The sequence below is a fragment of the Hahella sp. NS-SX17 genome (genome assembly GCF_057367735.1).
The window spans coordinates 139,073-163,539 of record NZ_CM170632.1 but is presented as its reverse complement, the minus strand read 5'-3'; the positions used below and the strand labels follow the sequence as shown (position 1 = coordinate 163,539).

At 59.9% G+C, this 24,467-nt stretch carries 33 protein-coding genes; 5 read left to right on the top strand and 28 right to left on the bottom strand.

Features of this window, described 5'->3' with window-relative positions:
- Positions 1–5: 5 nt before the first annotated feature.
- The 18 genes from AC2IBB_RS00810 to AC2IBB_RS00725 all read right to left on the bottom strand — a co-directional run bounded on the left by AC2IBB_RS00810 (position 6) and on the right by AC2IBB_RS00725 (position 14,319).
- A complete protein-coding gene (locus tag AC2IBB_RS00810) occupies positions 6–3,215 on the bottom strand; it encodes a tape measure protein (protein WP_486331029.1) in 3,210 nt (1,069 codons plus the stop codon).
- 2 nt (positions 3,216–3,217) lie between these two features.
- Positions 3,218–3,865 carry a DUF6441 family protein gene (locus AC2IBB_RS00805; protein WP_486331028.1) on the bottom strand — a complete coding sequence of 216 codons (648 nt, stop codon included), beginning with the start codon at positions 3,863–3,865 and terminating at the stop codon, positions 3,218–3,220.
- Entirely contained in the window at positions 3,855–4,046 is a 192-nt protein-coding gene (locus AC2IBB_RS00800) for a hypothetical protein (protein WP_486331027.1), read from the bottom strand. The genes AC2IBB_RS00805 and AC2IBB_RS00800 overlap by 11 nt, the downstream gene beginning before the upstream one ends.
- Positions 4,043–4,432: a hypothetical protein gene (locus AC2IBB_RS00795; protein WP_486331026.1), complete on the bottom strand. Its 390-nt coding sequence runs from the start codon at positions 4,430–4,432 to the stop codon at positions 4,043–4,045. The genes AC2IBB_RS00800 and AC2IBB_RS00795 overlap by 4 nt, the downstream gene beginning before the upstream one ends.
- 111 nt (positions 4,433–4,543) lie before the next feature.
- Complete coding sequence (locus AC2IBB_RS00790; protein ID WP_486331025.1) at positions 4,544–5,296, bottom strand: phage tail tube protein; 753 nt, start codon at positions 5,294–5,296, stop codon at positions 4,544–4,546.
- A 2-nt stretch (positions 5,297–5,298) separates the two neighbouring features.
- Entirely contained in the window at positions 5,299–5,478 is a 180-nt protein-coding gene (locus AC2IBB_RS00785) for a DUF7210 family protein (RefSeq protein WP_486331024.1), read from the bottom strand.
- Positions 5,479–5,614: 136 nt separating this feature from the next.
- The gene (locus tag AC2IBB_RS00780) at positions 5,615–5,932 is read right to left on the bottom strand and encodes an STAS domain-containing protein (RefSeq protein ID WP_486331023.1); all 318 of its coding nucleotides are present in this window, start codon (positions 5,930–5,932) and stop codon (positions 5,615–5,617) included.
- 118 nt (positions 5,933–6,050) lie between these two features.
- Positions 6,051–6,365, bottom strand: a complete 315-nt coding sequence (locus tag AC2IBB_RS00775) for an STAS domain-containing protein (RefSeq protein ID WP_486331022.1) — start codon at positions 6,363–6,365, stop codon at positions 6,051–6,053.
- Positions 6,366–6,413: 48 nt separating this feature from the next.
- Positions 6,414–6,725: an STAS domain-containing protein gene (locus AC2IBB_RS00770; RefSeq protein WP_486331021.1), complete on the bottom strand. Its 312-nt coding sequence runs from the start codon at positions 6,723–6,725 to the stop codon at positions 6,414–6,416.
- Between the two features lie 86 nt (positions 6,726–6,811).
- Entirely contained in the window at positions 6,812–7,237 is a 426-nt protein-coding gene (locus tag AC2IBB_RS00765; protein ID WP_486331020.1) for a hypothetical protein, read from the bottom strand.
- Positions 7,234–7,533 (bottom strand): head-tail joining protein, encoded by a 300-nt coding sequence (locus AC2IBB_RS00760; protein ID WP_486331019.1) that lies wholly within the window; start codon positions 7,531–7,533, stop codon positions 7,234–7,236. Before AC2IBB_RS00760 ends, AC2IBB_RS00765 begins: the two co-directional genes overlap by 4 nt.
- A complete protein-coding gene (locus AC2IBB_RS00755) occupies positions 7,530–8,531 on the bottom strand; it encodes a major capsid protein (protein ID WP_486331018.1) in 1,002 nt (333 codons plus the stop codon). Before AC2IBB_RS00755 ends, AC2IBB_RS00760 begins: the two co-directional genes overlap by 4 nt.
- A gap of 22 nt (positions 8,532–8,553) precedes the next feature.
- A complete protein-coding gene (locus tag AC2IBB_RS00750; protein ID WP_486331017.1) occupies positions 8,554–8,925 on the bottom strand; it encodes a head decoration protein in 372 nt (123 codons plus the stop codon).
- 3 nt (positions 8,926–8,928) lie between these two features.
- Entirely contained in the window at positions 8,929–10,152 is a 1,224-nt protein-coding gene (locus tag AC2IBB_RS00745) for a S49 family peptidase (RefSeq protein WP_486331016.1), read from the bottom strand.
- 7 nt (positions 10,153–10,159) lie between these two features.
- Positions 10,160–11,632 carry a phage portal protein gene (locus AC2IBB_RS00740; protein ID WP_486331015.1) on the bottom strand — a complete coding sequence of 491 codons (1,473 nt, stop codon included), beginning with the start codon at positions 11,630–11,632 and terminating at the stop codon, positions 10,160–10,162.
- On the bottom strand, positions 11,632–11,835 hold the full coding sequence (locus AC2IBB_RS00735; RefSeq protein ID WP_216740652.1) for a phage head-tail joining protein: 204 nt from the start codon (positions 11,833–11,835) through the stop codon (positions 11,632–11,634). The genes AC2IBB_RS00740 and AC2IBB_RS00735 overlap by 1 nt, the downstream gene beginning before the upstream one ends.
- 7 nt (positions 11,836–11,842) lie before the next feature.
- Entirely contained in the window at positions 11,843–13,810 is a 1,968-nt protein-coding gene (locus AC2IBB_RS00730; RefSeq protein WP_486331014.1) for a phage terminase large subunit family protein, read from the bottom strand.
- Positions 13,807–14,319, bottom strand: coding sequence for an elements of external origin (locus AC2IBB_RS00725; RefSeq protein WP_486331013.1), 513 nt, complete (start codon positions 14,317–14,319; stop codon positions 13,807–13,809). The genes AC2IBB_RS00730 and AC2IBB_RS00725 overlap by 4 nt, the downstream gene beginning before the upstream one ends.
- A gap of 105 nt (positions 14,320–14,424) precedes the next feature.
- Here AC2IBB_RS00725 and AC2IBB_RS00720 point away from each other — a divergent pair, with 105 nt between their 5' ends.
- The 5 genes from AC2IBB_RS00720 (at position 14,425) to AC2IBB_RS00700 (ending at position 16,596) form a co-directional block, all read left to right on the top strand.
- Positions 14,425–14,937 (top strand): DUF3489 domain-containing protein, encoded by a 513-nt coding sequence (locus tag AC2IBB_RS00720; protein WP_486331012.1) that lies wholly within the window; start codon positions 14,425–14,427, stop codon positions 14,935–14,937.
- Positions 14,938–15,013: 76 nt separating this feature from the next.
- On the top strand, positions 15,014–15,289 hold the full coding sequence (locus AC2IBB_RS00715; protein WP_486331011.1) for a hypothetical protein: 276 nt from the start codon (positions 15,014–15,016) through the stop codon (positions 15,287–15,289).
- Between the two features lie 59 nt (positions 15,290–15,348).
- Complete coding sequence (locus AC2IBB_RS00710) at positions 15,349–15,630, top strand: hypothetical protein (RefSeq protein WP_486331010.1); 282 nt, start codon at positions 15,349–15,351, stop codon at positions 15,628–15,630.
- A 163-nt stretch (positions 15,631–15,793) separates the two neighbouring features.
- Positions 15,794–16,144, top strand: a complete 351-nt coding sequence (locus AC2IBB_RS00705; RefSeq protein ID WP_486333910.1) for a hypothetical protein — start codon at positions 15,794–15,796, stop codon at positions 16,142–16,144.
- A 95-nt stretch (positions 16,145–16,239) separates the two neighbouring features.
- Positions 16,240–16,596 (top strand): hypothetical protein, encoded by a 357-nt coding sequence (locus AC2IBB_RS00700; RefSeq protein ID WP_486331009.1) that lies wholly within the window; start codon positions 16,240–16,242, stop codon positions 16,594–16,596.
- On the opposite strand, the gene AC2IBB_RS00695 is transcribed toward AC2IBB_RS00700, so the two are convergent.
- The 10 genes from AC2IBB_RS00695 to AC2IBB_RS00650 all read right to left on the bottom strand — a co-directional run bounded on the left by AC2IBB_RS00695 (position 16,572) and on the right by AC2IBB_RS00650 (position 24,467).
- Positions 16,572–17,828: a DNA modification methylase gene (locus AC2IBB_RS00695; protein WP_486331008.1), complete on the bottom strand. Its 1,257-nt coding sequence runs from the start codon at positions 17,826–17,828 to the stop codon at positions 16,572–16,574. The two genes, AC2IBB_RS00700 and AC2IBB_RS00695, sit on opposite strands and share 25 nt — an antisense overlap.
- Complete coding sequence (locus tag AC2IBB_RS00690) at positions 17,807–18,226, bottom strand: HNH endonuclease signature motif containing protein (RefSeq protein ID WP_486331007.1); 420 nt, start codon at positions 18,224–18,226, stop codon at positions 17,807–17,809. The genes AC2IBB_RS00695 and AC2IBB_RS00690 overlap by 22 nt, the downstream gene beginning before the upstream one ends.
- A gap of 874 nt (positions 18,227–19,100) precedes the next feature.
- Positions 19,101–19,496 carry a DUF6362 family protein gene (locus AC2IBB_RS00685; RefSeq protein WP_486331006.1) on the bottom strand — a complete coding sequence of 132 codons (396 nt, stop codon included), beginning with the start codon at positions 19,494–19,496 and terminating at the stop codon, positions 19,101–19,103.
- Positions 19,489–19,701, bottom strand: coding sequence for a hypothetical protein (locus AC2IBB_RS00680; RefSeq protein WP_486331005.1), 213 nt, complete (start codon positions 19,699–19,701; stop codon positions 19,489–19,491). Before AC2IBB_RS00680 ends, AC2IBB_RS00685 begins: the two co-directional genes overlap by 8 nt.
- 13 nt (positions 19,702–19,714) lie before the next feature.
- The gene (locus tag AC2IBB_RS00675; RefSeq protein WP_486331004.1) at positions 19,715–20,263 is read right to left on the bottom strand and encodes an antA/AntB antirepressor family protein; all 549 of its coding nucleotides are present in this window, start codon (positions 20,261–20,263) and stop codon (positions 19,715–19,717) included.
- Positions 20,260–20,727, bottom strand: coding sequence for a crossover junction endodeoxyribonuclease RuvC (locus tag AC2IBB_RS00670; protein WP_486331003.1), 468 nt, complete (start codon positions 20,725–20,727; stop codon positions 20,260–20,262). Before AC2IBB_RS00670 ends, AC2IBB_RS00675 begins: the two co-directional genes overlap by 4 nt.
- Complete coding sequence (locus tag AC2IBB_RS00665) at positions 20,724–21,008, bottom strand: hypothetical protein (RefSeq protein ID WP_486331002.1); 285 nt, start codon at positions 21,006–21,008, stop codon at positions 20,724–20,726. Before AC2IBB_RS00665 ends, AC2IBB_RS00670 begins: the two co-directional genes overlap by 4 nt.
- Positions 21,009–21,157: 149 nt before the next feature.
- Entirely contained in the window at positions 21,158–23,443 is a 2,286-nt protein-coding gene (locus tag AC2IBB_RS00660; protein WP_486331001.1) for a phage/plasmid primase, P4 family, read from the bottom strand.
- Positions 23,440–24,186, bottom strand: coding sequence for a PD-(D/E)XK nuclease family protein (locus AC2IBB_RS00655; protein ID WP_486331000.1), 747 nt, complete (start codon positions 24,184–24,186; stop codon positions 23,440–23,442). Before AC2IBB_RS00655 ends, AC2IBB_RS00660 begins: the two co-directional genes overlap by 4 nt.
- Positions 24,183–24,467: a DUF6511 domain-containing protein gene (locus tag AC2IBB_RS00650; RefSeq protein WP_486330999.1), complete on the bottom strand. Its 285-nt coding sequence runs from the start codon at positions 24,465–24,467 to the stop codon at positions 24,183–24,185. Before AC2IBB_RS00650 ends, AC2IBB_RS00655 begins: the two co-directional genes overlap by 4 nt.

The window sequence follows — 24,467 nt, the reverse complement described above, 5'->3', positions numbered from 1 at the left end:
AAGTCTCAGCTTAATAATTGCCGCACCGCGCCCGCGTTGCGTTGCAGAATATTCAGGATGGTTTTTTCACCAGAGGAGGATGTGAGGTAGTCGGCCGCCATCGCCGGATCGACGACATTCACGATGCGGACAGCGGAGCCGCCATTCGCGCCGGGCGCCCCTGCCGCAGCGCTCGCCGACGGACGCGCGCCAGTGGGAACCAAACCGCCGCTGGCGAAGCCCAAGGCGCCGCCCTGCAGGCGAGGACCGGCGGACAGGCCGTTGATGGAGTGCAATAAACCCACGCCGACACGGCGTACGGCGGCGGCATTGACGACGAACTCCCCGGCGGACAAGCGCGCAGGAATGGAGTCGCTGGTGGACGTTCCAGGTCCGCTGACATAGCCGCCTTGGGCAAAGCCTTTGAACAAGGAAGACAACATCGCGCCGGGACCACTGGCGGAGCCGACGGAGCCAAACAGACCGCCAAACAACGACTCAGCAAGTTTTTGCGAAGCCATGCGTTGTATCGTCCCCAGTACGGAACGGCCAAAATCCGCAAACGCGGCGCTGGCGCTCTTGGCCCCAGAGCCCACCGACTCGAACAGATTCGCCATCCCGTCGCGCAGTGAGCCGTCAAAGGACACCGCCACCTCATCCACGACCTGATTCACCCGGGCGATTTCGTTTTTCCAAGCCTGCACCCGCGCCAATGCGTCCGGCCCGATCGCGGAAGCCGCCGCCTCTAACTTGGGCAACATGGATGTAAGCGCTTCTCCGGTCGCCTGATGCAACGCTAACAGTTCGCGTTGAGCCTGCGCCTCCCCCAATTGTCCCGCTTGCCGCTGCAACTGAATGGCCTGCTCCGCGGCATTCATGTTCGTCAGGGTTTGATTAAAGCGCTGCTCCCAGGCCGCCAAATCCGCCTCCGCCGCCTGCACGTCTATCAGCCGGTTCACCAGGGCGGCGCCTTCCTGATCGCCTTCCGCCTGCAGTCTCGCCACCAGGGACTGATAGCGCTGGGCCACTTGCGCGCGTCTGTCCGCGCTATCGGCGACGCCCGTTAACTCTCTTAACTCGGCTTTGACGCGCGCAAGCTCGTCGCCGAGCTCTTTCTCCGCCTGCGCCGCCCGACGCGCATTGGCGACTTCCGCCTCCGTCCGCTGTCGGTTGAGCAGGGTCAGCTCCGCTTCCAGTTTCACCAGATCCGCTTGCGCCTTGGCGCGCCCTGCAACGTCCTGGTTCGTCTTTAGCAATGCGCTCTGACGCTGTATCGCCGCACGCCCCCGCTCGATGTTCGCGTCGATGTCGCGCTGTGCGAGCCGCGTTTTTTCGGCGTAATACTCCCGCAATGACAGCTGACGTTCCGCCAAAGCGCGATCCAATTCGGCGTTTTCCCGCGCCAACGAATCTTTGAGCAAGCGCAGTTCCGCGTCGGCGCGCGCCTGGTCCAGGGTCAGCCGTGCGCCTTCTGCGCCCGGCGCCGCGCCTGCCGGTTGGTTGCGTCCAAATACGCCCGGCTCATGAGTTTCTGGTTTGATGCGTGACGCGATCGCCCGCGTCGCCTCGCCGACATAGTCCCGGGAGAAGGACTTGCGTAGCTCCCGCGAAACTTGCCGCCCGTAGACGCCCACCTCCCCAAGTTGACGCGTCATGGTCGTCTTTAGAGACTGCATGGAGAAGTCGCCCTTGAAAGCCGCGTTCACATCGCGTCCCAGCGCCCTCGCCATTTCTCCGATATTGGAGAAGGCGCGCCGAAACCTTGTGACCAGAAAAGCCGCTGTGATTCCCGCCACGCGTCCGACCGCCGTAAAGGTTCCAAGCACCAGGTTGATTCCGTTACGGACCGACGCGCCAAGTTCCCGCAGTTCCCTGATCGCCGCCTCACGCACTCGCCGCCAGCCGACTTCGCCTGCGCCCATGAACTGCCCCAGCGCCTCGATGGCGGCGCCGATTTTCTCGGTGACAAGGTCCCAGGTCGCCGCCGCAATCTGCTTGAGTGTGGCGGTCTTGCCGCCGAATTGAACGGTGGCGTCACGGGCGGAGTACAGCATGCCCGCCACCACGCCCAAGGCCGTCACTAAGGCGCCGACGGGGCCGCCTAACAAGGCCAGCGCGCCGCGCAGCCCCGTCAAAACCCGTCCCCAAAGCGTGGCGGAGGCGGCCGCCTGGGCAAACGCGGAAGACACCGCCATCGCCTGGGTGCGGGTTTTCGCCACATCCGCGACCAAGGCCGCGGTCGCCACGCCTTGCGCACGGGCCTGGGTCAATGCCGCCAATGCGCTTTGATGCCGGGCCGCCGCCTCCGCCGCCAGGATTTTCAGGCTGGCCAGGCGCGCTGCGTTTTCCGCCCGGGTGGCGGCAAGGCTCGCCGTCATAGAGGCGATCATGCGCCCCATGGCGGCCACCAGCGCCACGCCGGCCAAATCGATCAACGCCTCCAAATGCTGCGCCAGAAACTGCAGGCTTTGGGCCAGCGCGGCGGTCACGCCGCTATGGGAGTCCCGTTCGCCAAACGCGCGTAGAAACGCGTTTTTCAGGCGCACCAACGCGCCCGACACCGTATCCGGTAAGCTCGCCATTTCCAGCGTCAGGCGCGCCTTTTCATTTTTTAGCGCATCCATGACCGCCTTGGCGGTGATCTTGCCTTCCTGCGCCAGAGCACGCAGTGCGCCCATGGGAACGCCCATGCCATCGGCAATCGCCTGCGCCAATCGCGGCGTCTGTTCCACGACCGCGTTAAACTCCTCGCCGCGCAGCTGCCCTGACGCAAACGCCTGACCCAACTGCAGCAGCGCCCCGGCGGCGGCTTCGCTGGAGGCGCCGGATAAAGCGACCGCCTGACTGATGGTCTCCGTCACCGCCAAGGCTTCGCTTTGCTCCCGCCCCAGAGCGCGTACGGAGGGCGCCAGTCGCGCATACAGCGTGACCGTCTCCGCCAACGGCGCGCGGTTGCGTTGAGAGATCGCGTAGAGCTCGGCGTCGGCGCGATTGAACTCTTCCTGCGAGGTGACGGCGAGCTTGAGTCGCGCCTGCAGGTTCTTATATTGGTCGGCCGTCTCCGTCAGCTCGCGTACGCCCAGTCCAAGCCCGATCAATCCGCCCAGGCGGGAGAGCAGATCCCCTAGCTGGTTGGCGTGTTCACGAAGGTGCGAGAGGCTGCCGTTGACGGAGGTGAATGCGCGCCGCGTATCATCGACGGCGGAGATAAGGATTTGAGCCCGTGGTGAAGCCATGGTCAGAGTCGTTTAAGGATGACGCGCAGCGACGCGGTCAATCGGGGCAGTTCCGCGCGCACTGACTGCTGCAGGTCGAAGCGCTTTTTCAAGGTGACGTTGGAGACCAGGACCGCGATGGGAATGGCTTCGCTGCGGGTCAGTCGACGAACGCCTCGTCGCTCACGCTCGGCGCGCCGAAAGCGAGACAAAACCCGCGACGACTCTGGCGTGCTGTGCGCCATCAGAATCAGTTTGCCGTGACGCTTAACGAAGGCGGTGAGATTGGCCCGTCGTAAGTCGTCAACCAGGCGCGCGAAGGCCTTGCGTCCGATGCGTTGATGCGCGGGCAGCAAAGGGATCAACATGCGTCCCCGTATCACCTTGCCGCGCTCATGAACGCCCAGCCAGGGAATCTTGGACCCCACCCACAAGGCGGGTAATTGGTTTGATTTGGCGTCATACACTTTGGCGCGCACGGAACGCAGCAGCGCCGGCGATGTGCGTGAGAAACCGCGACGCATGTCATCACGCACCCGCGTCACCATATCCCGGCCGGAAGCGCGCATGACTTTGCCCACCGCCGAATGCACCGCTTGACGCTTTTCTTTGCGCCAGGCGTTAAATCTCCGCCGATCCAACAGGCCATCCGCGACCAGATCAATCCGCAAGGCGTAACGCCTCTCGCAAACGACTCACATCCTCAGGGCCGCCCTGGGCCGCGATATTCAACACCGTCAAATGCGCCAGCATCCGTTCGTTTTCATAACGCTGGTCCGCAATAAGAAAAGTCTGGATTTGGGCGGGGGTATAGGTGAGCAGATCCGGGTAGCGGTGGCCTGCGCGAATCAAACGGGCGATGGCGTCGCTCCAGGTAATCGGGCGGCCAGTCGTTGCGCCAGCCGGTCGAATCCCGGCGCCACCCTTTGCATGAAAAAATCGGCGTTCACCTCGAACAGCGCCGCGGCTAATTTCAAGGCGTCATCCAGCGCCAACGCCTCCACCCAGGGTAACGGTTGCCGGCTCGCTATCGCCAGCGCAGTCAGTACCGACTCGCCGTGATCGCACAGTAGCGCCAGCCAATCCGGCGCAACGCCAAGCTGCGCGATAAAAGGCCTTACCGACCTTATCAACGAGGGGAGTTCACCCAACGTCAATGGCGAAAGAGTCAACGTATCCCCTGCCACGTCCAGCGTTTGAACGGGCGGAGCCAGTACGTCACAGTCAAAAGGCGTCATAAGACTTCTCCATCGTGTAGCAGTTAATGGAAGTGAATGTGTTATGACAATCTTTGGGAGTATATGGACCAGAGGCGGTAAAACTCATCACACATTCAATCGCCCTTCTCGTCATAAGAGTACGATTCTGCCGAACTGACCCAGGTCGCCCTGCGCTGACTTCAGCGTGTCCGCCAATACCTGGCCGGAAAGTTCGAATTTCATCAGTTCGTCGGTAATGATCGACAACTCTTTGGCGGGATTGATCGCCACCCGGTACAGGTCGATGACGACCTCGCGATTGCCGTCGGCGGTGTTCAGTCCCTCAAAGCGAATCCAGCGCTCGGGCAGCGGCTGGGTGAACATGGCGGTGCTCTGCGCCGTTCCGTAGCTGTAATCCACCTTGAAGGGCTCGACAAAGGGGCCATTCTCGGATTTATCGAGCACTGTCAGGGAGCCATGTTTGGCGTTCACGCGGTATTGCGCCTGCGCCAGGGTTTTCACTGGCGAACCGGAGTCTTTGATCACCACTTCGGACAGATTCTGCTTCGCCAGCAGGTATAACTCGCCCGGATTCAACGGATTCGGCAGTGTCTCCGCAGTCACCGTGCCGGCGGTTTGCTCCGTGGAGACGCCATAAAGACCTAACGCCAAGTTGGACGGAATCAACTCCTCCAATGTGCAGGCGAATTCGCCTTTCTTGGTTTTGATCAACTGCAGATCCGTCAACCGTTGTCCGCTGACGGATTCCTGATGTTCCAGAGTTTCCACCGACAGCGACACTTTCAGCTCAGGAACGTTGCCCACGTAGCTGAGTCCTAAGGGATGGCCGAGGGGATCGCGTGCGCCGATATAGACGCGCCCCTGGCCGGAGAAATACGACATGTTTAGTTTCCTTTTGGGTGGGGAGTGCGATCTTTGGCCTGGGCCGTTTTCGTCGATGTGATGGCTTCAGCCACGCCAAGCTCGATCAGCCAACGGGCGGCGGCCGCATCGACCTCGATACAGTCGCCGGGGCCATAGGCGACGCCGGCATGGATGTGCGGGCATAGAAGTTTTAACTTCACAGAGAGTTTTCCCCTGTCAGGGCTTGATGTAGGGTTAAGAGTGAAATGGCTATTAGCTGGGTCTGAAAAGGCGGAAGAGCGTCATAATGCCCTTCCTATTTCATATGGATTTGTAAAGATCTGGAACAAGTTTTATTCAAGATTTAGGAATGAAATCTATCGAAAACTTACTGCCAAACTTTGCTATTTCAAGGATTTTCTGAATGTAAGTATAACTGGTGATAATACTAACCTTGGCGCGATTCCCATCTAAATAATTGTGCATATTCAGCAATATGCCTAATGCAGAGCTATCCATGTACTCTGTATTACGCAAATCTACAGAGAACTTAGTGTCCTTGGGGAACGCTTCATATGAAGCTCTAAACTGATCAAGCAGGTAGATATCAAAACGACTATTAACGATGATAGTGACAACAGAGCCATCATCTGACACGGATGTCTTAATTTTCATAGTTCCCAACCAATAATATTTAACTAACTCAGCTCATCTTAGTTCTACCGCTTAAAGCATTGGGGAATGGTTTAATCCCCTGCGTCAGATAAGCGCCAGGAACCGGATCAGGTTTACATCACGAAGCGATCACTGATTCTATTAAGAACTTCTTCTCGAATTTCGCCATTTCAAAAATCTTTCGAATTTCAGGCGAGCAATTGATGAGTTTGATTTTGGTCCTCTCCGCGTCGAGATAGTTGCGCATATTCAACAACATCCCCAATGCGGAGCTGTCAATATGCTCAGTTCGCCTCAAGTCGACGCAATAGCAACGTCCTTGCGCATGATCCTCGTAGGCTTTTCTGAACTGATTGACAAGGCTGAAGTCGAAATATCCGGAAATGCTGATCGTGACCAAGCCATCAGTCGATAATTTTGTCTCCACGCTCATAGTCGCTCCTTGCTTCCGCGCACTGCCCTTGCCGGTTGCTAGGTTAGGTTATGCAACCGATTTTATAGAAAATTTCTTGTCAAACCTCGCGGTATCAAGAATTTTGCGAACGCCGGGAGAACAGTTGATAATTTCAATTCTGGGACTGTTCTGACCTAGACGGCTATGCATACCCAACAACACGCCCAGCCCTGAGCTGTCGATGTGGTCGGCTTTTTCCATATCGATTCGGAAATGGGAGGCTTGCAAATTGGCCTCATAGGCGTCCCTAAACCGATTGTAGAGAAAGATGTCGAATCGACCACTAATAGCGATGGTGACGACAGAACCACCCGCCGAGGCGGTGGTTTCTATTTTCATGACCCACTCCTCAGCTTCCAGAAAGTGTTATCTTCCACATAAGAGGCGCTATCTCGGACTATCTGCTCAATTATAGAACAGTATTCTTACTCATTCCGGGTCAGATCGTGAATATGCGTGCGATACCGCACTTCATAACGCAATGGCAGTGCGACAGCCCCGGCATCGGCGTCTTCCGCATCCCACTCCGCGTCGATTTCCAGTAATGCGTAAGCCAGTCCGCCCACATTCGCGTCGCGCATCAGCGCCGTATGGGCTGCCACCGCCAGTCGATCTGCTTGTTCAAACGCATCCCGGCCGCGGGTGATCGCCACCAGACGAATACTCAGTGCGCGTTCAACCCGGTCATTCACGCGGGCGAGGACGATGTCCGACTCCGTCATCAGCAGCAGCGCAGGGCTTGCTTCCCGATTGATCGGGGCCGTGGGATAACGCCAGACAGGGACTGGAGCCAGCGCCTTCTTGAGCGTGTCCAGGCATGTGCGTTGAATGCGTTCACGAATGGAATTCACCTGAGCGGCTCCAACCGGGTCAGATCCGCCCGTCGTTCAGCGCCATCGCCCACTGCCCGAATATCACGCACCTGATACCAAACGCCTGCGACGACGATTTCGTCATCGATAGCCAAAGTGGGAAGCGCCGAGACTGGGTAGCGAATGGCGTAGTCGGCGGACAGCGCCAGTCCCTCGAGCACGGGCTCATCCGGCGCCCGGAACTCCACTGACGCCGAGCCCCCGTCAGTCTCTGCGCGAACCAACAGGCCTGCTCGATCAGCGGCGTCATACAAGGCCTCCAAACGTGTGATCATGCGGCTAAGCGCACCAGGACGCCTGGGCGTCGGCACATTGGCAACGGATTGGACTGGGTGTGCAAATCCGTGCCGCGGCCAAACTTGCGCGGCTCATGTTTCGCATACAGCGGTTTACCGATGGTATTGACGGTTTCATTGAAGTCCGCTGGCGCGCAATGTGTGGCGAAGGTGTCGATCGTGCCTACCGGAAACGCATGCGCTTCGCCGGGCGCGATAAAGCGTCGCGCGGCGCCATCGATATCGTTGGCCTGGCCGCGATACTCTTCGAAGACGATGCCGCCGAAGGTGAATCCGGAGCGCACGTCGTTAATCAATATCGCGCCGTCCTGCCAACGCTCGTAGGCTTTCTCCACTTTGGCGTGGCCCGTCAGCGCCGCGAAAAACTCCGGTGAGCATAAGCAATGCACCCCTGTCATGAACTCACCGCGAAGGTTGTCCTCAATGTGAGCCAACACTTTGATGCAGCGATCCTTAACCGCCGTACCGGCATTGCCCAGATTAAAAGGGATGGTGGTCGGAGCGATATCGAACTCGTCGTACAGGTCGTACAGCACCGATCCGTCGGCGTCCAGAATGACGCCTTTTAAGGCGCCCATCCGCAGGTGCTCCAGCGTGATGGCGTGCTTGTTGCGCATGGTTTGCAGGTTGCGCGCCATGATGCCAGCGATGGTCTCCATATCGGTTTCAGATCCGAAGGCGCGCACGCCTTGCACCTCATCCGGCAACACGACGTCGTCATGGGGAATGTGCGGTATCACGAAAGAACGCAGCGAGCGCTTGCCGCGACGTCCCACGGTGCCGGGCGAACCCGGCGGCAGGGTCGGCAACAGGTTCAGCACGCCGTTCATTTCTTCCACGATGATCTGACGCGTGCGAACCGGCTGCATCGGCATGAGCTTCATCGATTCCAGGCGCCCATATCGGTTGGGCAGAATATTAATGGCCGCCGTCAACGCGGCCATGGAAAAGGCGGGGGTATCAAAGGGATTCAGCATGAACTCTTTCTCAGGAGGGACGTCAGGCGCTCGCGCGCACCAGCACGCCGCGCGCTTTCAGTTGCGCCATCGCAGCGGCTTTTTGTTCGGGGGTAATGTCGGAAGGCCAGATCAGCGCATCACTTGCGACCACCGCGTGACGGGCGATAAAAAGCGCGTCATGTCGCTCCGCGCTGGTGGCGTCGATGCTTACGGCCAGAACGCCGACGGCCGTATCGCCGCCCTCGGCCGCTGGCGTCAGCGCTTTCAGTCGTCCCTCCGCATCCAGAGAAACAACCGCTCCCAGCGCCAGCTTTTGTCCGACCGCTACGCTGGCCACATCGCGGGAATAGAGATTAGGGGCTTCGAACTTGAGCAGATCCCCTAGATTGTTGGTTTCGTGAATGGCGGGCATTGACTACGCCTCTCCCGCCAAACGCTTGACCGCGGCGACAACCGGGCTGTGCTCAGGACGCAGCTGCGTCCCGGTTTCCGCTGTAATGCGCGAGGCGATTTCAGGCTGCTCCGCCCGCGCGCTCAGCAAGACCTGCCGGACCTGCGTCTCACTGCTGCCCGCGGCGAGAAACTCGGCGGTGCGTTGGGGAACGCCAGCAATCAAACAAAGCTCGGCAATGGCCTGCGCCTGGGCGTAAGGCGGCGCCTGCACCGGCGGCGAAGCCGGCTCGATAGACGCTTCCACGACAGGATCGTCAACGTGAGTGGGTAAGGTTTCTGGGGGGACTTCAGACACAATAAGCTCCTTGGACGAGCGGGGGTAAGCGTGCGCGTTGCGACGTTCACGAGGCGTGAGTGCGCCTTGACGTCGTAGCGCATCGGTGAATTCAGAGAGGGTTTGATCAAAGCTTGAGACGGCGTCCGCCAGTCCCAACGACACGGCTTCTTCGCCAAAGAACAGGCGCGCTTTCGTATTGCGCACGTTGTCCTCGCTCAGGTTGCGCATCTGGGCGACCTGGCTGACGAAAATCCGGTACAGACGATCCACTTCCGCCTGAAGAGAACTGGCGGCTTCCGGCGATAGCGGGGCATGGGGAGACAGATCGTTTTTATGCTCGCCGGCGTACAGCGCCGTGTACGCTAATCCGTCGCGGGCGTCTTTCGCTGACTGGTCTACGTGCAGCGCGATCACGCCCACCGAGCCCACGCCTGCGGTCTGCGACAAGCTGAGCCGACCCGCGCTTGCGGCGATGGCGTAGGCGGCGGAGAAGGCGGAGTCATTGGCGTGCGCCCAGACCGGCTTGCGGGCGTTCGCCGCGCGGATGCGTTCAGCCAGCTCAAAGACCCCGCCGGCCTCACCGCCCGGCGAATCAATGTCGAGTAAAACACCCGCCACCTGTGGGTCGGCCACGGCGGCATCCAGGCTTTGCGCGATCTGGCCATAGGAAGACAGACCGGACGCGGCTTCAAGGCCCAGCGTGCGCCGCACCAGCGAACCATGCACGGGGATAACCGCAATGCCGGGCGCGCTGTCTTTGCGCGCTCGCGGCGCCGGCGGCGTGAGACTCACGCCCGGGTTGGCCAGTCCTATCCGACCACCCACCACCGCCAGGATCACATCCAGTTTGCAGCGGGCGATCAGTAGCGGCGTCCCGATCAAGCGGGACGCTAAATGAATCATGGGCATATGTGGTTTAGTCTTCTGAGGAATCGGAAGGGGCGGCGTCGGTCGCTGCAGCGGATGGTCTGGGATCGGAGTCGAACGTCAGACCGAGTTCGTCTGCGCGCGCGTTATCAGCGGCAATTTCTCTGTCGATGGTTTCCGCGTCATAACCAAACGCGGAGATGGCTTCAGAGCGGGACAGTAACCCGGCGCGAATGGCCACAATCAGCGCATCGAATTCTTTCTTGGGATCGACCCACTGCCATCCCTGGGGCACCCATTTGACGGCGAGATAGTCACGCCGACGGTTGGCGAAATCGGGCGCACGCAAAGCGCCTTCCAGCACCGCTTGAGTCATCCATGCGCGCCAGATGGGACGGCAGAGCTGATGGACAATGACGCCGTGTTGAATCGCTTCGCAGCGACGTCGAAACTCCAGCAGGCCGGCGCGGATCGAGGAGTAATTTACCTGGGTCAAATCGCCAGTGAGCATCTCGTAGGTGATGCCCATCGCTGCGGCGACGGCGCGAAACTGTTGACGCATGAAGTCCGCATAGCTGGCGCCGACGTCCGCCGGTTGCGAGAACTTGATGTCCTCGCCAGGCTCGAGAATCTGCAACGCCCCGGGCTCCAGTCCCGCCAGCGCGGCTCCCTGTCCGTCCGGCGCGCCTTCGCCCATCAGGTTGTCCTCCGGGCCGATGCGCGTGATGAAACCGGCGAACATCGCCGCGGTTTTCTTGCGCACCAGTTCGGCGTCGTCGTATTGATCCAGCTCGTTGAGCTTGACCAGGGCGCGGGCCAGCCAGGGTTCGCCGCGGATCTGACCCGGTCGCAGCGGCCGGAACACATGTAGGATTTCGGTGGCGGGAACCCGCACTGTTTCCAAGTCCGTCGCGCCGGACGCTGGGGCGAGCAGACCGTCTCCTGGATGCGTGCGATACAGATGGTAGGCGACACGCCGCCCCAGGCGATCGAACTCAATGCCGGCGCGTACGGTATGGCCGTTGGGGAGGTCCTGATTCAGCGTCGGGTCCAGATGCTCCGGCTCCAGCACCTGCAGTTGCAGACCAACCGGCAGATCGTCTTCTGGACGGCGGTAACGTAGCCGCACCAAGCACTCGCCGCCCTCCAGCATGGCGCGACACACCAACGCCTGCAGGCCATAGAAATCCGTCAGTCCGGCGGCGTCGGCGTCTTCGCACCAGTCGCGCCACAGCTCATGAATGGCTTCCCGCAAACGAGGATCTTTGACCAGGGACTGGGGTTTGACGCCGACGCCGATGGCATTGGCGACGTAGGCTTCGACGCCCGCCGCGGCCCAGACATTGCGGCGGGCCAGATCCCGGCTTTTGGCGCGCAGCTCATTCTGGGTGAACGCCAACGCCGCCACCGCACCGGGATTGCCCACTTGCCAGGCGAGCGCCCGACGGCCGCCGCCGACCCCGTCATAGGTTGGCGCGGTCTGCCCGAACAGCCCTTTGCGCAGACGCGCGAACCAGGCCATCAGGCGCCTTTGCCCGTCGTCATATAAATCCGTCTTACCCGCGGCGTATGTGCGTGTCGGGAAATCTCCGCCTCCACAGTGCGTATCGCCGCCTGCAGCTCGGCCACCGAACGGTACTCCACCGTTTTGTCGCCGAAGCTCACCCGGCGCTCGCCGGTGGCCAACGCCCGCTTCAAAACATCAAGTTGCTCTTGGGTATACATGGGTCTCTTATCGTGTCAGCCACGCGCTCTGAATGCGGCGTCGACTTGGGGATCGGGATTTAGAAACGACAAGGCCGCCTTCGAGGGCGGCCTTGTCGTCATAACGCGCCATAGGAGGTTCTGGCGTATCTGGCGGACGCAGTGTTTTTTCGAGCTCGCGCCAATGGCGTTCTTCAAAGCGATCCAACCCCGCCGCACAGGCCGCTGCGCGGGCGTATACATAGCAGTCCAACGCTTCATTGCGCTCACGCATCTTGCGCCATTCGCGCACCGGAAAACCGTTGCGGTCCCGGCGCGTCACCAGCTGCTCCGCACAGAGCTGCTGCAGGAATTCGGCGTCGACCCGGGGTAAGTGAATGTAGCCGGCCGGATAGACGGGAGTGACCCCATCCTCCGCCATGTCCGCGTGTTTGCGCAGGTTGTTGTATAACTCCAGTTTGGCGATGCTCACCGCCACCGAGAACAGTTTGACGCCCCGACGCAATTTGCGACCGCCCTGGGTGACATCCACCGCCGTGGGCGATCCGACCAACGCCGCGCCACGCGCTCGTCCTTTGACGGCCATGAGACGTGGATCGCGACGGGCGCGCACGAACGCATAGGCTTCCTGTGTGGCGAAGCCGGTATCCAATGCAAATCGAGTCAGGGGGATTTGCGCGCCATCCTCATGGCTCCAGGTTTCATCAAGTAACGCCGCCAAACGTCCCCAGACGTCCTCGCGCGCGGTATCGCCCATCAGCACGCGATGCTCAACCAGCCACGCTGTCTTGCCGCGACCAAAGGCCCATATCGACGCTTCGATGCGATCCTGTTGTACGTCCGCGCCTCCCACCAGCAGGAGGCCGCCGGCGGGTACGCAGCCGATTGGATAATCCTCACGCCGCTCGGCCAGCTGTTGCCAATCTGGCGTTTCGCCTTCCTCCACCCAGGTCTCGCCAAGCTCCGTATTTTTAAAGGTCTTGATCGCGGCGTTGGAGCCTGACTCTTTGTTGACGGCGCTCTCCCAGGCGTAGGCGATATCCGCCCAGGTGCGCCAGCCTATCGGGCTGTACAGGGAAGATAAGTGAAAGCCTGCAGTCTTGGTTCCGCGCCCGGGCGCCATCGCTCGCCACTCGCCACGCTCCAGCATCCAGGTTTTGTGGTGCTCGGCGATGGGGACGGCGCACGCTTCGCACACGTAGGCGGCAGTGTCGGGACGGCCACGCTCCCATCGCAACTGCTCAAAGCGCAGCCACTGCGGGTGGCTGCAATGTGGACAAGGCACGACATATCGCCTTTGGTCGGACGCCTCGTATTCGCGCTCAATCGCGCTGGCTCCGGCGATGGTCGGTGTGGACACAATGAAGATCTTGCGGCGGGAGAAGGTGCGCGTGCGCGCTTCCGCCAGAGTGATGGCGTCGCCTTCGCCCTCCACATCCACCGGGTAGGCGTCCACCTCGTCCAGGAACAAATAACGCACTGGCATGGAGCGCAGCCCCACCGCGGAGTTGGCGCCGGTCATGACCAATACGCCGCCGCGATACTCCTTCGACAAGATGGTGTTGCCTGAGTCTCTTGATCTCGCGGGGGCGACCAATTCAGTCAGCGCCGGCGTCTCCTCCAGCAAGGGATCTATCCGCTGCTTGGAGCTCCGCTTCGCCATATCCACGGTGGGCCAGACCGCCATCATGGGACCGGGGGAATGATGAATAACGTAACCGATCCAGTTAGTGCCCGCCTCAGTGCCGCCGACCTGCGCGCCTTTCATAAACACGACACGTTCAACTGGCGAGGTCGGGGAGAGACAATCCATGATCTCTCGCAGGTAGGGCGTGCGCTGGGTGCGCCAGCGCCCGGGTTCCGCGGAGGCTTTGCTGGACAGGACCCGGTGGTGATCGGCCCACTCCGACAGGGAGAGCAATCGCTCTGGGGTCAGTCCCTCACGCCACGCCCGTTCGATATCCGCCGCCCCGTCATAATCCGGGCCCGAAATCATCCATCCACTCGGGGACGCAGCTCGCCAAGTTCTTGCAAATGCTCGCGCACCGCCGATTCCAGCGCCACATGGAACGTATGTGGATCAACGCCAAGATGGGCCGCCATATGGGGGGACACTCGCGAGGGCCAGTTCAGCCAGGCGTCGCGTTCGGTGCGCGCCAACTGAAACACATGGGCGATCGCCTGCGAGCGATCCACCAATTCACCTTTTAGTCGCGCCAGGCGAACCTTGTTCGTCTGCGCCTTGACCACCTCATTGACGGTGCGCGCCTGCAGAAGAGAGGCATTCCCGTTACTAGAGATTTCTTCGGGCGTTCGCGCTTTGACGACGCCCCGGCGCGATCCAACCTTGGGCGATTCGGTATTGCGCTCCCACTCCCGATCCGCCTGTTCCTGATCCAGCGTTCCGTCTTGCTCGGGAGTAATGCGCCCCGTCTGAATCGCCTTACGAACGGCGGTATCGGAGACGCCTCGATGACGCGCATAGGCGCGAATGGAAATTCCCATGAGCTGTATCAATCACATCGAAAAAATAACGCTGAATCCACTTGGCTTCCTTCTCGAATGAAGCGTTCATGTCGGCGTCTTAACCCACTCGCCAAGGAGCTTTTTATGAGTCACACATTGACGCCCACACAACACGCTGTTTTGTCCCACGCTATCGATCACCGCGAGGGTCGCGTCGACTGGTTTCCAGGCCACATCAAAGGCGGCGCGCGTAAGAAAGTGCTGACCAGCCTGATGAGGCTAGAATTGATTCACGCTGAGGGAGATACATGGCGAATCAATGACGCCGCCTACGAGGCGCTGGGACGCGCCAAGCCAAGTCCTGTAGAGCCCGCGCCTAACTCCCTCGACATGGAGCGGGACGAAGCCCAAGCAGAGCCACAGCGCCAGCCACCCCGCCTCCGCGCTAACAGTAAGCAGGCCCTTGTTATCCAGATGCTAGAGCGCCCGGAAGGGGCCACCATCGACCAGCTCAGTCACGCCACTGGTTGGCAAAAGCATACGGTGCGCGGAACCCTCTCAGGGGCGCTGAAAAAGAAGCTGGGACTCAACGTGATCTCAGAGAAATCCGCAGATGGCGAGCGCATTTATCACATCGCCAAAACAGATCACCCATAACGCTCTAAATCACTTGCTAAGCCGGCGCTATGAAGCGTTCATAGCGCCACACGAACCACCCAAAAGGAGCGAAAAAATGGGAACCTGGAGCCAACCCAACACCGAAGAAAAAGCCGCCAAACTGGAACGCCTGATGGCCAAGCCGCTGCTGAAGAAAGACGCCAGCGACATGCTTTACCACCTGACCGGCGACGATGACCTTTTTGATTTTTTTGAAGAGTTTGAGGAGGACGCGGATGTCCGCCTCCTGGTGCGCTTTCACCTTGAGCGGGCGCTGGACAACCTGCACCTCTCCTACGTGACCTGGGACGAGGCGGCCATCGCCATCTGCAAACGCATCATCGACGCCTGATCCAAGCATTTACCCGGCGGCCCAACACAGCCGCCTTACCCCAAAAAGGAGAAGCCCAAATGGAAACCATCCACCAACCACACACCGAAGAAAAAGCCCTTGCTCTGACGCGTCTGATGTCGGAGCCGCTCCCCAAGCGCGAGGCGATCACCAAGCTGCAGGGGTTGCTGATCGATGAACGCCTTGCGCGCTACCTGAGCAAACTTGAGGAAGACGAAGACGCCCGGTTACTGATCCGGTTTCATCTCCTCGGCCTGCTATCGGACGCTAGCCGCCTTATCGCCCCCTGGGAGGACATCGCCTTAAAGCTGTGTTGGCGGCTGATTGATCGCCCCTCCTGAACGCTTACAGCCGGCCTCTGTCGCCGGCTTTTTTCGTTCGCCGCCCCTGACGCAAAAAACCGCGGCTATCCCTCCAGATTCAACTTGGCTTTCCGCTCATATGAAGCGTTACTAGGGGCGTCAAGATTAACGACGCAACACAAGGAGAAAGACTGTGAAAACCATGACCCTCACCATCACCCGAACCCCTCGCACTCTCATCGTTGACGGCGCCAGCATTGAGGTGGAGGAGCTGGGCGTCCGTTTGCCCTTCGCCAGGAAGCCGGTCGATCTGAACGAGGTCGGCGGTTACGGACAACACAGGATCTACGTTACCGAAACCCGGGAAATGACGACGATTGAGTTTGACGTGTTCACCAACCACCTCAGCGCACGTCGGGATTGGCTGCGCGGCAAAGGGGGAAGCGTTCACGGCGGTGAGCTTTGCATCGAAGTCACCGCCCCGGGCCGCCCCTACCTCTACATCAACCCCGATCATGGAGATTACCCTCGCTACGTCGCCAGACTTGGGTAGCGATTTACTCAAACGGAAGCCGAGGATTAACTTGGCTTCCCGCTCATATGAAGCGTTACTAGGGACGCAACAAACTGACCCAAAGGAAATCAAAGATGGAACGATCAACACCCATGCCCACCACCCAAAACGTCGCCTGGGGCTTCTTCGGAACGATGAATGAGGAGGCCAATGTCGCTTGGCCTCTAGCCATGACAGCCATTTCGAAGGCGACGGGGCAACCGCTTGAATCCATCCGAAACTTTTTGGATAGCCGCTACGGAAGACGCTTTGCGGATGAGCTTCGAGGCAATCAGCTAACGGGGCTTACTCTTGAGGCCGGCATTGACGCAACCACCCAAAGCTGGATGAAACGCACCATAGGACGAGTCACCAGCGTACAGCGCGGCATCCCTTACGGGTTGCCTGAGCTGGTTGGGTATGTCATTCATTGCGAGGTGGTTGAGGCCTGATCATCAAAGGCCGTCCCATCACTCTTGCGGACGGCTTTTTCACCCGTCCAATCCTGCCAGCGGCGCACGATTACATCCACGTACTTGGGATCAAGTTCGATCAGACGCGCGACGCGTCCGGACTTTTCCGCTGCGATCAATGTGGAGCCTGAACCGCCAAATGGGTCAAGCACCATATCTCCCGGTCGGCTGGAATTGCGGATGGCGCGCTCCACCAGTTCCACCGGCTTCATGGTGGGATGCAGGTCGTTTTTCGCCGGCTTTTTAATTTGCCATACGTCGCCTTGATCGCGATCGCCGCACCAGTGTCGGCGTGCGCCTTCCGGCCAGCCGTACAGAATCGGCTCGTATTGGCGCTGGTAGTCTGAACGTCCCAGCGTGAAGGTGTTCTTGGCCCAGATGATGAACGTCGACCATTTGCCTCCCGCTTCCCGAAACGCCGCCTGCAGGGTGTCCAGCTCGCTGGATGACATAGCGATGTAGATTGCGCCCCGACAATGTGCAAGGGTTGAGCTCAACGCCGCCAACAAGAAATCGTAAAAGCCGTCGCCGAGATTGTCGTTTAAGATCGCGCGATTCTTACCGCGCAGCTTGTCTTTGGCGCTGTTCGCGTAATTCACGTTATAGGGAGGATCGGTAAACACCATATCCGCCTGCTTCCCATCGCTGAATAATTCGGTGTACGCATCCGGTGAGGTGGCGTCGCCACAGAGGACGCGATGTTCGCCACACAACCAGACGTCGCCGGATTGGGAGACTACGGCCGCTTCCTCTTCGGGAACCGAGTCGTCGTCAGTTTGACCCACTACCTCGGTTTCCTCCGCCTCCAGCAACGCCGCCAGATCGTCCGCGTCGAATCCGGTCAGATCCAGGTCGAAGCCCGTTTCGGAAATTTCCGCCAGCTCCAGTGCAAGGAGCTCATCATCCCATTCGGCCCAATTGACCGAACGGTTTGCGAGTAGGCGGAATGCTTTGATCTGGGTGTCGGTCAGTTCATCGGCGAGCACCACTGGCACACTCGTGAGATTCAGCTTCCGGGCGGCTTTGAGGCGAAGGTGGCCGTCTACGACCTCACCGTTGCTTTGCGCCACAATCGGAATTCGGAAACCGAACTCGACGATCGCGGCCGCCATCCGATCAACGACATGATCGTTTCTGCGCGGGTTACGCGCGTAGTCGATCAGCCGGTCAATGGGCCAGTGCTCTAGTTTTAAATGGGAAGATGGGTCCATGTCTTGCCTTTGATTGCGTCAAACGCGGTGGCCTTGGCTATGCCGTAGGCATGGGCGATGTCAGTGATGGAGCCCCCTTGTCTGTAATGGGCGCGAAGTTCCAGAACGATTGAGTCTGTCAGGATGGCCTGGTGATGCTTTTCACCTCTCAACAAGGTCCAGCGACCGTGTCGGGCGCGATCAGCTGCGTTCTCGACTGGTGTTGCCCAGCGCAGATTTTCCAGATGGTTGTTTAACGGATTGCCGTCGTAATGTGCGACCTCATGCGCCGGTGTGGGCGGAGGTCCAAGAAAGGCGAGCGCCACCAGGCGATGTACGCCGACCCAAGAGGGACGCCCTGCTTGACTTAACGTGACCTGCAAGTATCCGAACCGAGTCAGTTTGGGCTTGAGCCGCATTCCGGCCGGATAGTGCCGGAAAGGTGTTTTACGGCGGATCTCACCTTGATTGGAGACTTCGTAGTTTGGATGCCCGGGAATGGACAGCCAGATGCATGTTGTCTGTTCGCCATGTTTTGCCGAGTCCTCATTACCAGCGACAGACGCTTTTTCCTCACGGCGCCCGACTTGGAGTGTGGTCAGAATGGGGTCCTCAAATAAAAAACCGCCGACGGAAAACCGTGGACGGGTTCGTGAAAATTCAGGGGTGCGAACCTGTGATTACAGGCGTCAACTTCATGGGCTTGCAGGGCCTGATTTGCGGTCAGGTTTGCAGGCAACATCCAGAAAAAAAGAAACCCGCCGGTGAATCGCTTCACGGGCGGGTAAAGGGAAGTACGTTGGAATCGGACCTGCGAACCGCAAACCCTGCAAACCTCGTTTTTAGCGCTGACGCTAAACAAACGCGGCGCTCACGCCCCCCGCTTCAATTCATGGCCAGGAAGGACCCATCGGGAGCCCAAAAGGCGCCCAGATAGGCCAAATAATCGCCTGGCGGCTGCCATAGCGGGGAGGTGCGCCCACTGTTACGAGGAGCGGCGCTTATGGTAGCAAAACCACACGCTCGCGCTACCTCTAATTTCACGCCAACCCTGCAGCAGCCTTACGCTTTCCGCGGGAGCCGTTTAAAACTATCTCAAACTAATTCTTTCCTCGGAATCGTAAAAACGGTCGGTCGTCCTAGAGTGCGGCTTGTGTCCAGGACGACGCGACGCGCTGTTCGTTCTTCTCCAACAATAGCGCCAATACTAGCAAAAAACCGGGCAAACGTTACACCCCTGATTTTGCGCCAATCCCGCGCCAGCACTACGTTTCCTGCAGGAACCGTTTATAACTATTTATAACTAATCCTTTCCTCGGGATCGTTAAGTCGGACAGCCACCGCGGACAAGACCGCCTTCCAGCGACGCCATCCCGTGGTGCGGTCCATACCGAAGTGCGCGCAGACTTCTTTCCAGGGACAGCCATCCGCCCGCATCCACACCAGGTGACGTTGATCTTCGCTCAGCCATTTCACCCAACGAAAGGTCTCAAGCATGCGATCAATCGCCGCCGGATCGGGCGGCAATCGCTTCACCACAGGCTCCGCTCCCATGTTCTCCCAGGGCTTGCGTAGAATGGCTGGCCAGCTGTTAGCGTATCCCTGCACCCGGACAGGGGGCAGCCGTTGCGCGGTGATAGCCGCGTCGGTGAAACGGTCAGCCACGCGCTCCAATGTCCAGTCAGTCATGCTTCGGTTCCCCTGCGCCGTAGAGGCGCTCTCCAATCCGACACAACAGCTCGCTCTCCATCCAGTTCAACCGGTCATCGTCGGGCGAGATCACCAGGATGCGTTGACTGCGCCACCCCTCGCGTTTGATCTTCTCAGGGTCGGGACCGGAGTCAGGCTGGAGGCGGGCCAGAGGACCGCGGTAATAAGTTTTGGGTATTTTCATGATCGCTCTCCTTTCACTTCGCCCAACTCGGGCGGTAGCCCGGCGGTAGTAATATCGGCTCCTCGGCGTCCAATGCGCGACGCAGCAACGCCTCTCGTCGGGCGTGAAAGACCGCGTGGATCTGTTCCGACGCCTCCGTCCACGCCTGGCGGTTGATCGCCTGACGTTTGGCGCGGGATAACGCGACCGTACGCTTTGACGGCAAGGCGCTCTCCCTCAGTTGTCGCAGGCGCTTCTCACATTCGATAAAGTAACGGCGCGCCCATCGTCCCCGCGACGTGCGCTCCACCATTGCGACCTCTTTGGCCGTATCCAATGTCAAAAAGTACTCAGTCTTCGTCGAACTCCTTGTGCTTCCCTGGTGGGGAACTTGCTCCACCGTTTGGTGGATCAAGTAGTCCACATTCTCCTCAAATCCATATTTACGGATGCGCCGTTTGATCCAGGTGCTGTAATCCTGGGCGGATTCCAGGAATTGATGCAGCAACCGCGCGTCGACCAATTGGGCCGAGGCCCCGCCAAGTCGGCCAGCCACGATGGGAATCAGTGTCGTCTCACTCATAGCCCGCCTCCTTCGTGCTCCATCGCCCAGGACAGCAACGCCAGGGCATCCGACTCGTTATCATCCGCGGGGTTGAATCCCCGTTTCCGTACAGCCGCTATCACATCCTCCTTGCTGGCATTGCCTTTGCCGCTGACGTGACGCTTGATGGTTCCCACAGGCACGCCTTGGTAGGGGATCTCATGGTGTTCACACCAGGCGGTCAGCGTCGCCAGAAAGCCGCCATAGGCATGCGCGGAATCCGTGGAGACATGCCGGCGCACTTCCTCGAAATACAGCGCGTCAATGCCATTCGTGTGCGACTTCAACTCGGTCAACCAACGTCTGAAACGCAGGTAGCGCATGCCGCCGCCTTCAAAGCGCCGGGGCTTGAAAGATTCAGAGCCGCTGGTGATTCCGGATGGCTGAGACAACGCCCAGCCAGTCTGCGTCCCGAGGTCCAGGGCCAGGGTCGTTTCCATCATGCGTCCTCCCTGTTCAGCGCCACACCGCGCCAGGCCCGCACGGTGCCGGATCTGAGCTGCGTCGCCACCAATCCCTGAAAGCGCAGGAAGATTCCCAGGCGTTTGGGCGTCGCTGGATAGCGTTCATGCTTCAAGGCCCAAGCGGTCCAACTCTCCCACAATGCGCGACAGGTGGCGGAGCCGTCTTCCTCGAGCCGGCAACGATCCTTGAACCAGTCCCTCATGGCATAGGCGGTGTCGCGGTCGCCAGGATAGGCGAACAAGGTATCCAATGTGTTCATCGTAGTGTCTCCAATGAGTATCGGTGACAGTTTCAGAGGACACCGGAGGGTTTAAGGATTATTCCTATAAGGCGCGCACGCGTAGGGGTTAATCAGTGAACCCTCCGGGAACTCCGGAACCTGTCACCATAAATGGTTTTCTATCGCGCTCAGTCGTCCAGGTAGGGACGTCCAAAGCCGTGGTTTGACGGCCTTAGCCCAATGCCGGCGAAGGCGTTTGAGTTATTGGACAGCCGGCATTTCTCGAACTGGCGCGTCGTCATCATTTCCGAGAAGCGTTTGACGGAGCCCACGTATTCGCCCGCGCGCTCGGCCCACTCACGCCAGTCGGCGAACAATTGCGAAACACCCTCGCGATGCGCCTTGGAAAGCAGGCAGCGCTCCTCGATCCATTGCCCCAGGGCGTCTTCCGCCTCAAAATACTCCTCCGTCGCCGCCCGCACGCACTCTGGAGGTTTGAGGCCGATGCGCAGCCACTCCAGACATCCCTCCACCGCCCAGGCGAGAATGCCGTCGCGCTCGGCGAGCAGTTTGTCGGTCAGGCCGCCATCGCGCTTTTCCGGAGGCACGGTCACGGTGAACGGAATCAGATGCAGCCGGCGCTTCATCGCTTCGTCGACATTACGGATAGCCGGCTTGTGATTGCCCGCGATCAGCAATTTGAACTGGGGGACATACTCAAAGAAATCCTGGCGCATGAAGCGCGCGGAAATCTTGTCGCCACCGGTGATGGCTTTGACCTTGGACTCGTTCCAGCGACGGCCTTGCTCGGTCTCGATAGCCGACACGAAGCGGGAGCCGCGTAGACCAGCCAAGTCCGTTGGGTGCCGATCGCCACGCGCCTCCATGAACGTGTCCATAGGCGCGTTGGCGGCGTAGTCGCCCAGAATGGCGACCACCACGTTCACGAACACGCTTTTGCCGTTGGCCCCTGTGCCGTAGAGGAAAAACAACGCATGCGCGCTGGTGGCGCCACTCAGGCAATAGCCGACCACTCTTTGCAAATACGCTTGCAGATCGGCGTCCTGTCCCGTCACGTCCGCCAGAAAGCTCCGCCAAATTGGACATTCGCCTTTAGGCGTTGCGGTGGTCGACTTGGTCATGCGGTCCTCACGCCTATGGGGACGCATCTGCCCCGTGCGCAGTTCAACCACGCCGCCCGGCGTATTCAATCCCCAGATGTCCGCATCCCATTCATCGGTAGTGGCCGCGTGCCGGCGGTCCGCCCGCGCCAACCGCTCCACGCCGCCAACCGTGCCAGAGCTGGCGAGTTTGGCGGCGATCCTGGGATTGTCGGCGCGCACGGCGGCATGACGACATACACCGCGGATCAGGTCGGTCGCCGCCAGCGTGTCCTCGGTGCGCCAGCGGAAGCCATCCCAGACCAGCCAACGGCCCCATGTCGCCACGTATCGCCAGTCCTGGTGGTAACGGCGCGTAAAGGCCAACGCCAGCGCATCCTCCGTGCCCCAGACGGATTCGTCGCCGCTGATTACCGGCTCGGCATCTTCGGTGACGGCGTGCATCTGCAGACGTGGGCCATGAGCCAGGAAAGCGCCGACGTCGAAACCTTCGGACACGGCGTCCGCCGCATCCCAGCCCTCGGCGGCGTCTTCGGGCGGGTACAGGACGTGGCAGGACTTGGCCCCCGCGCAGAGGATGGCCTGCGCCGCGTGCGTGGCGTACTCCCAGCCTGGTTTATCACGGTCAGGCCAGATCACAACCTGCTTGCCCGACAGCGGATTCCAATCGGTTTTGTCCACTGGCGCTTTGGCTCCATTCATCGCCGTGGTGGCGCAGATACCCACATCGATCAGCGCCTGGGCGCATTTCTCGCCTTCCACCAACACCACCTGTTCCGACTGCGCGATGCCGGGTTGGTTGTACAGGGGACGTGGTTCGGGCGGCGTCATCTTGCGACGCTTGGCGTCCCAGGGCCGGAATTCCTTCCTGCGCCCGGGAGGATCGTAGCGATACACCACACCTAGAAGTTTTCCAGCCGCGTCCAGATAATCCCACTTGGCCGTCGCCGGACCGAGATCATCCATCGGCGGCGACTTGCTTCGCTTGCGTGTGGGCTGGGTGCGAGAACGACCCAACAACTCGACGGCCAGATCAAGAACCCTGGAAAAGTCCGCGCATGCGTCAACGTGGTAATACCCGGCAATCATGGCGTAGATATCGCCGCCGACGCCTTCCGCCCGATCAGTCCAAAGACCGGCTTTTTCGCCTTCCAGGACCACTTCCAAACTTTCGCCAGGACTGCCCAACACGTCACCAATCAAGAACAGATTGCGGCGACGTTTACCCGCTGGATACAGCGTCGTCAGCACCGACTCCAGATTGGCGATCAGCTCAGCGCGAATCGCCTCCCGCTCGGCATGGAGATCGCGGCTTTCCAAGGGGCGTGCTACAGGGTCATTAAAGTCGATCATCCAGTCGCCTCCCCACTGGTCCAGCACCGGTTACGCCATGCGCACATCCGACACTCCCAGTGCTCTTCGTCCAAGAACGAGCGCGGCAGCAACTCTCCTGCATCGGTCGCCAGGATGATCTTCACCGCGCGATCGGACATGCGCTGCGCGAGTTCGCCGTTATAAGGGACAAGCTCGGCGTAGATTTCCATCGTGTCGGCGTTCAACGCAGTAAACAGCGCAGGCGCTTCATGCAGCCCCAGATAGGCTTGGTAGATCGCCACCTGAGCCGCATAGATCGGCTTTGATTTGGCCAGACGATGCTTTTCCAGATCACGCCATGACTTGGCGCCAAGGCATTTGTGCTCCCACAACGCGGGGTAAACGAATCCCTCCGGCCCACTTACAATAACGCCATCGACATGCCCCTGAAGGCGCTCGTCCACAGCGGAAAACCCAAACTGTTCGCCTACCTCATTGCGGGTGAGAACCGTGAAGCCGGCTTTTTCCAGCCAGTTCAGCATGCAGTCCTCCATGACATGACCACGCTCAAAGATCCGCAGAATACGGCCCTGCGTTTCGCGTCCCGGATCGACCGGAGCCTGAGCGTATTCAAACTGCAGCGCCCGTTCGCAGGCGACGCCCAACCGCGACGCTCCCAGGTAGGTCCTTGGCGATTGCTCATCCCTTACTTTGCGTAGCCCGATATCGACCAACGCCGAAATCCGTCCGGAGAAGCTTTCGGTTGAGTTGAAATCCATCATGCTGATTTCTCCCAAGGCAGTTCTCCCTCCAAATCGGAAAACAGATGCGCCTTTGGCTCTGACCTCTCGCCAGGCGAACGAACCGGAGCACAGCGGGTGGACTCGTGGTATTGAGTCATCGCCGCCACATATCCACCCACAATCGCCTCGACAACCGTCATCGCCTCCGCCTCGGAGTAAACGCCTAGCGGCTTGTCAAAACCGATGGCGGTCGCCGCATCGCCGAAGGGCTTCAGACACTCGCGCAAAGCGGCTTTCTCAATGTCGGTGGTATTTAGCAT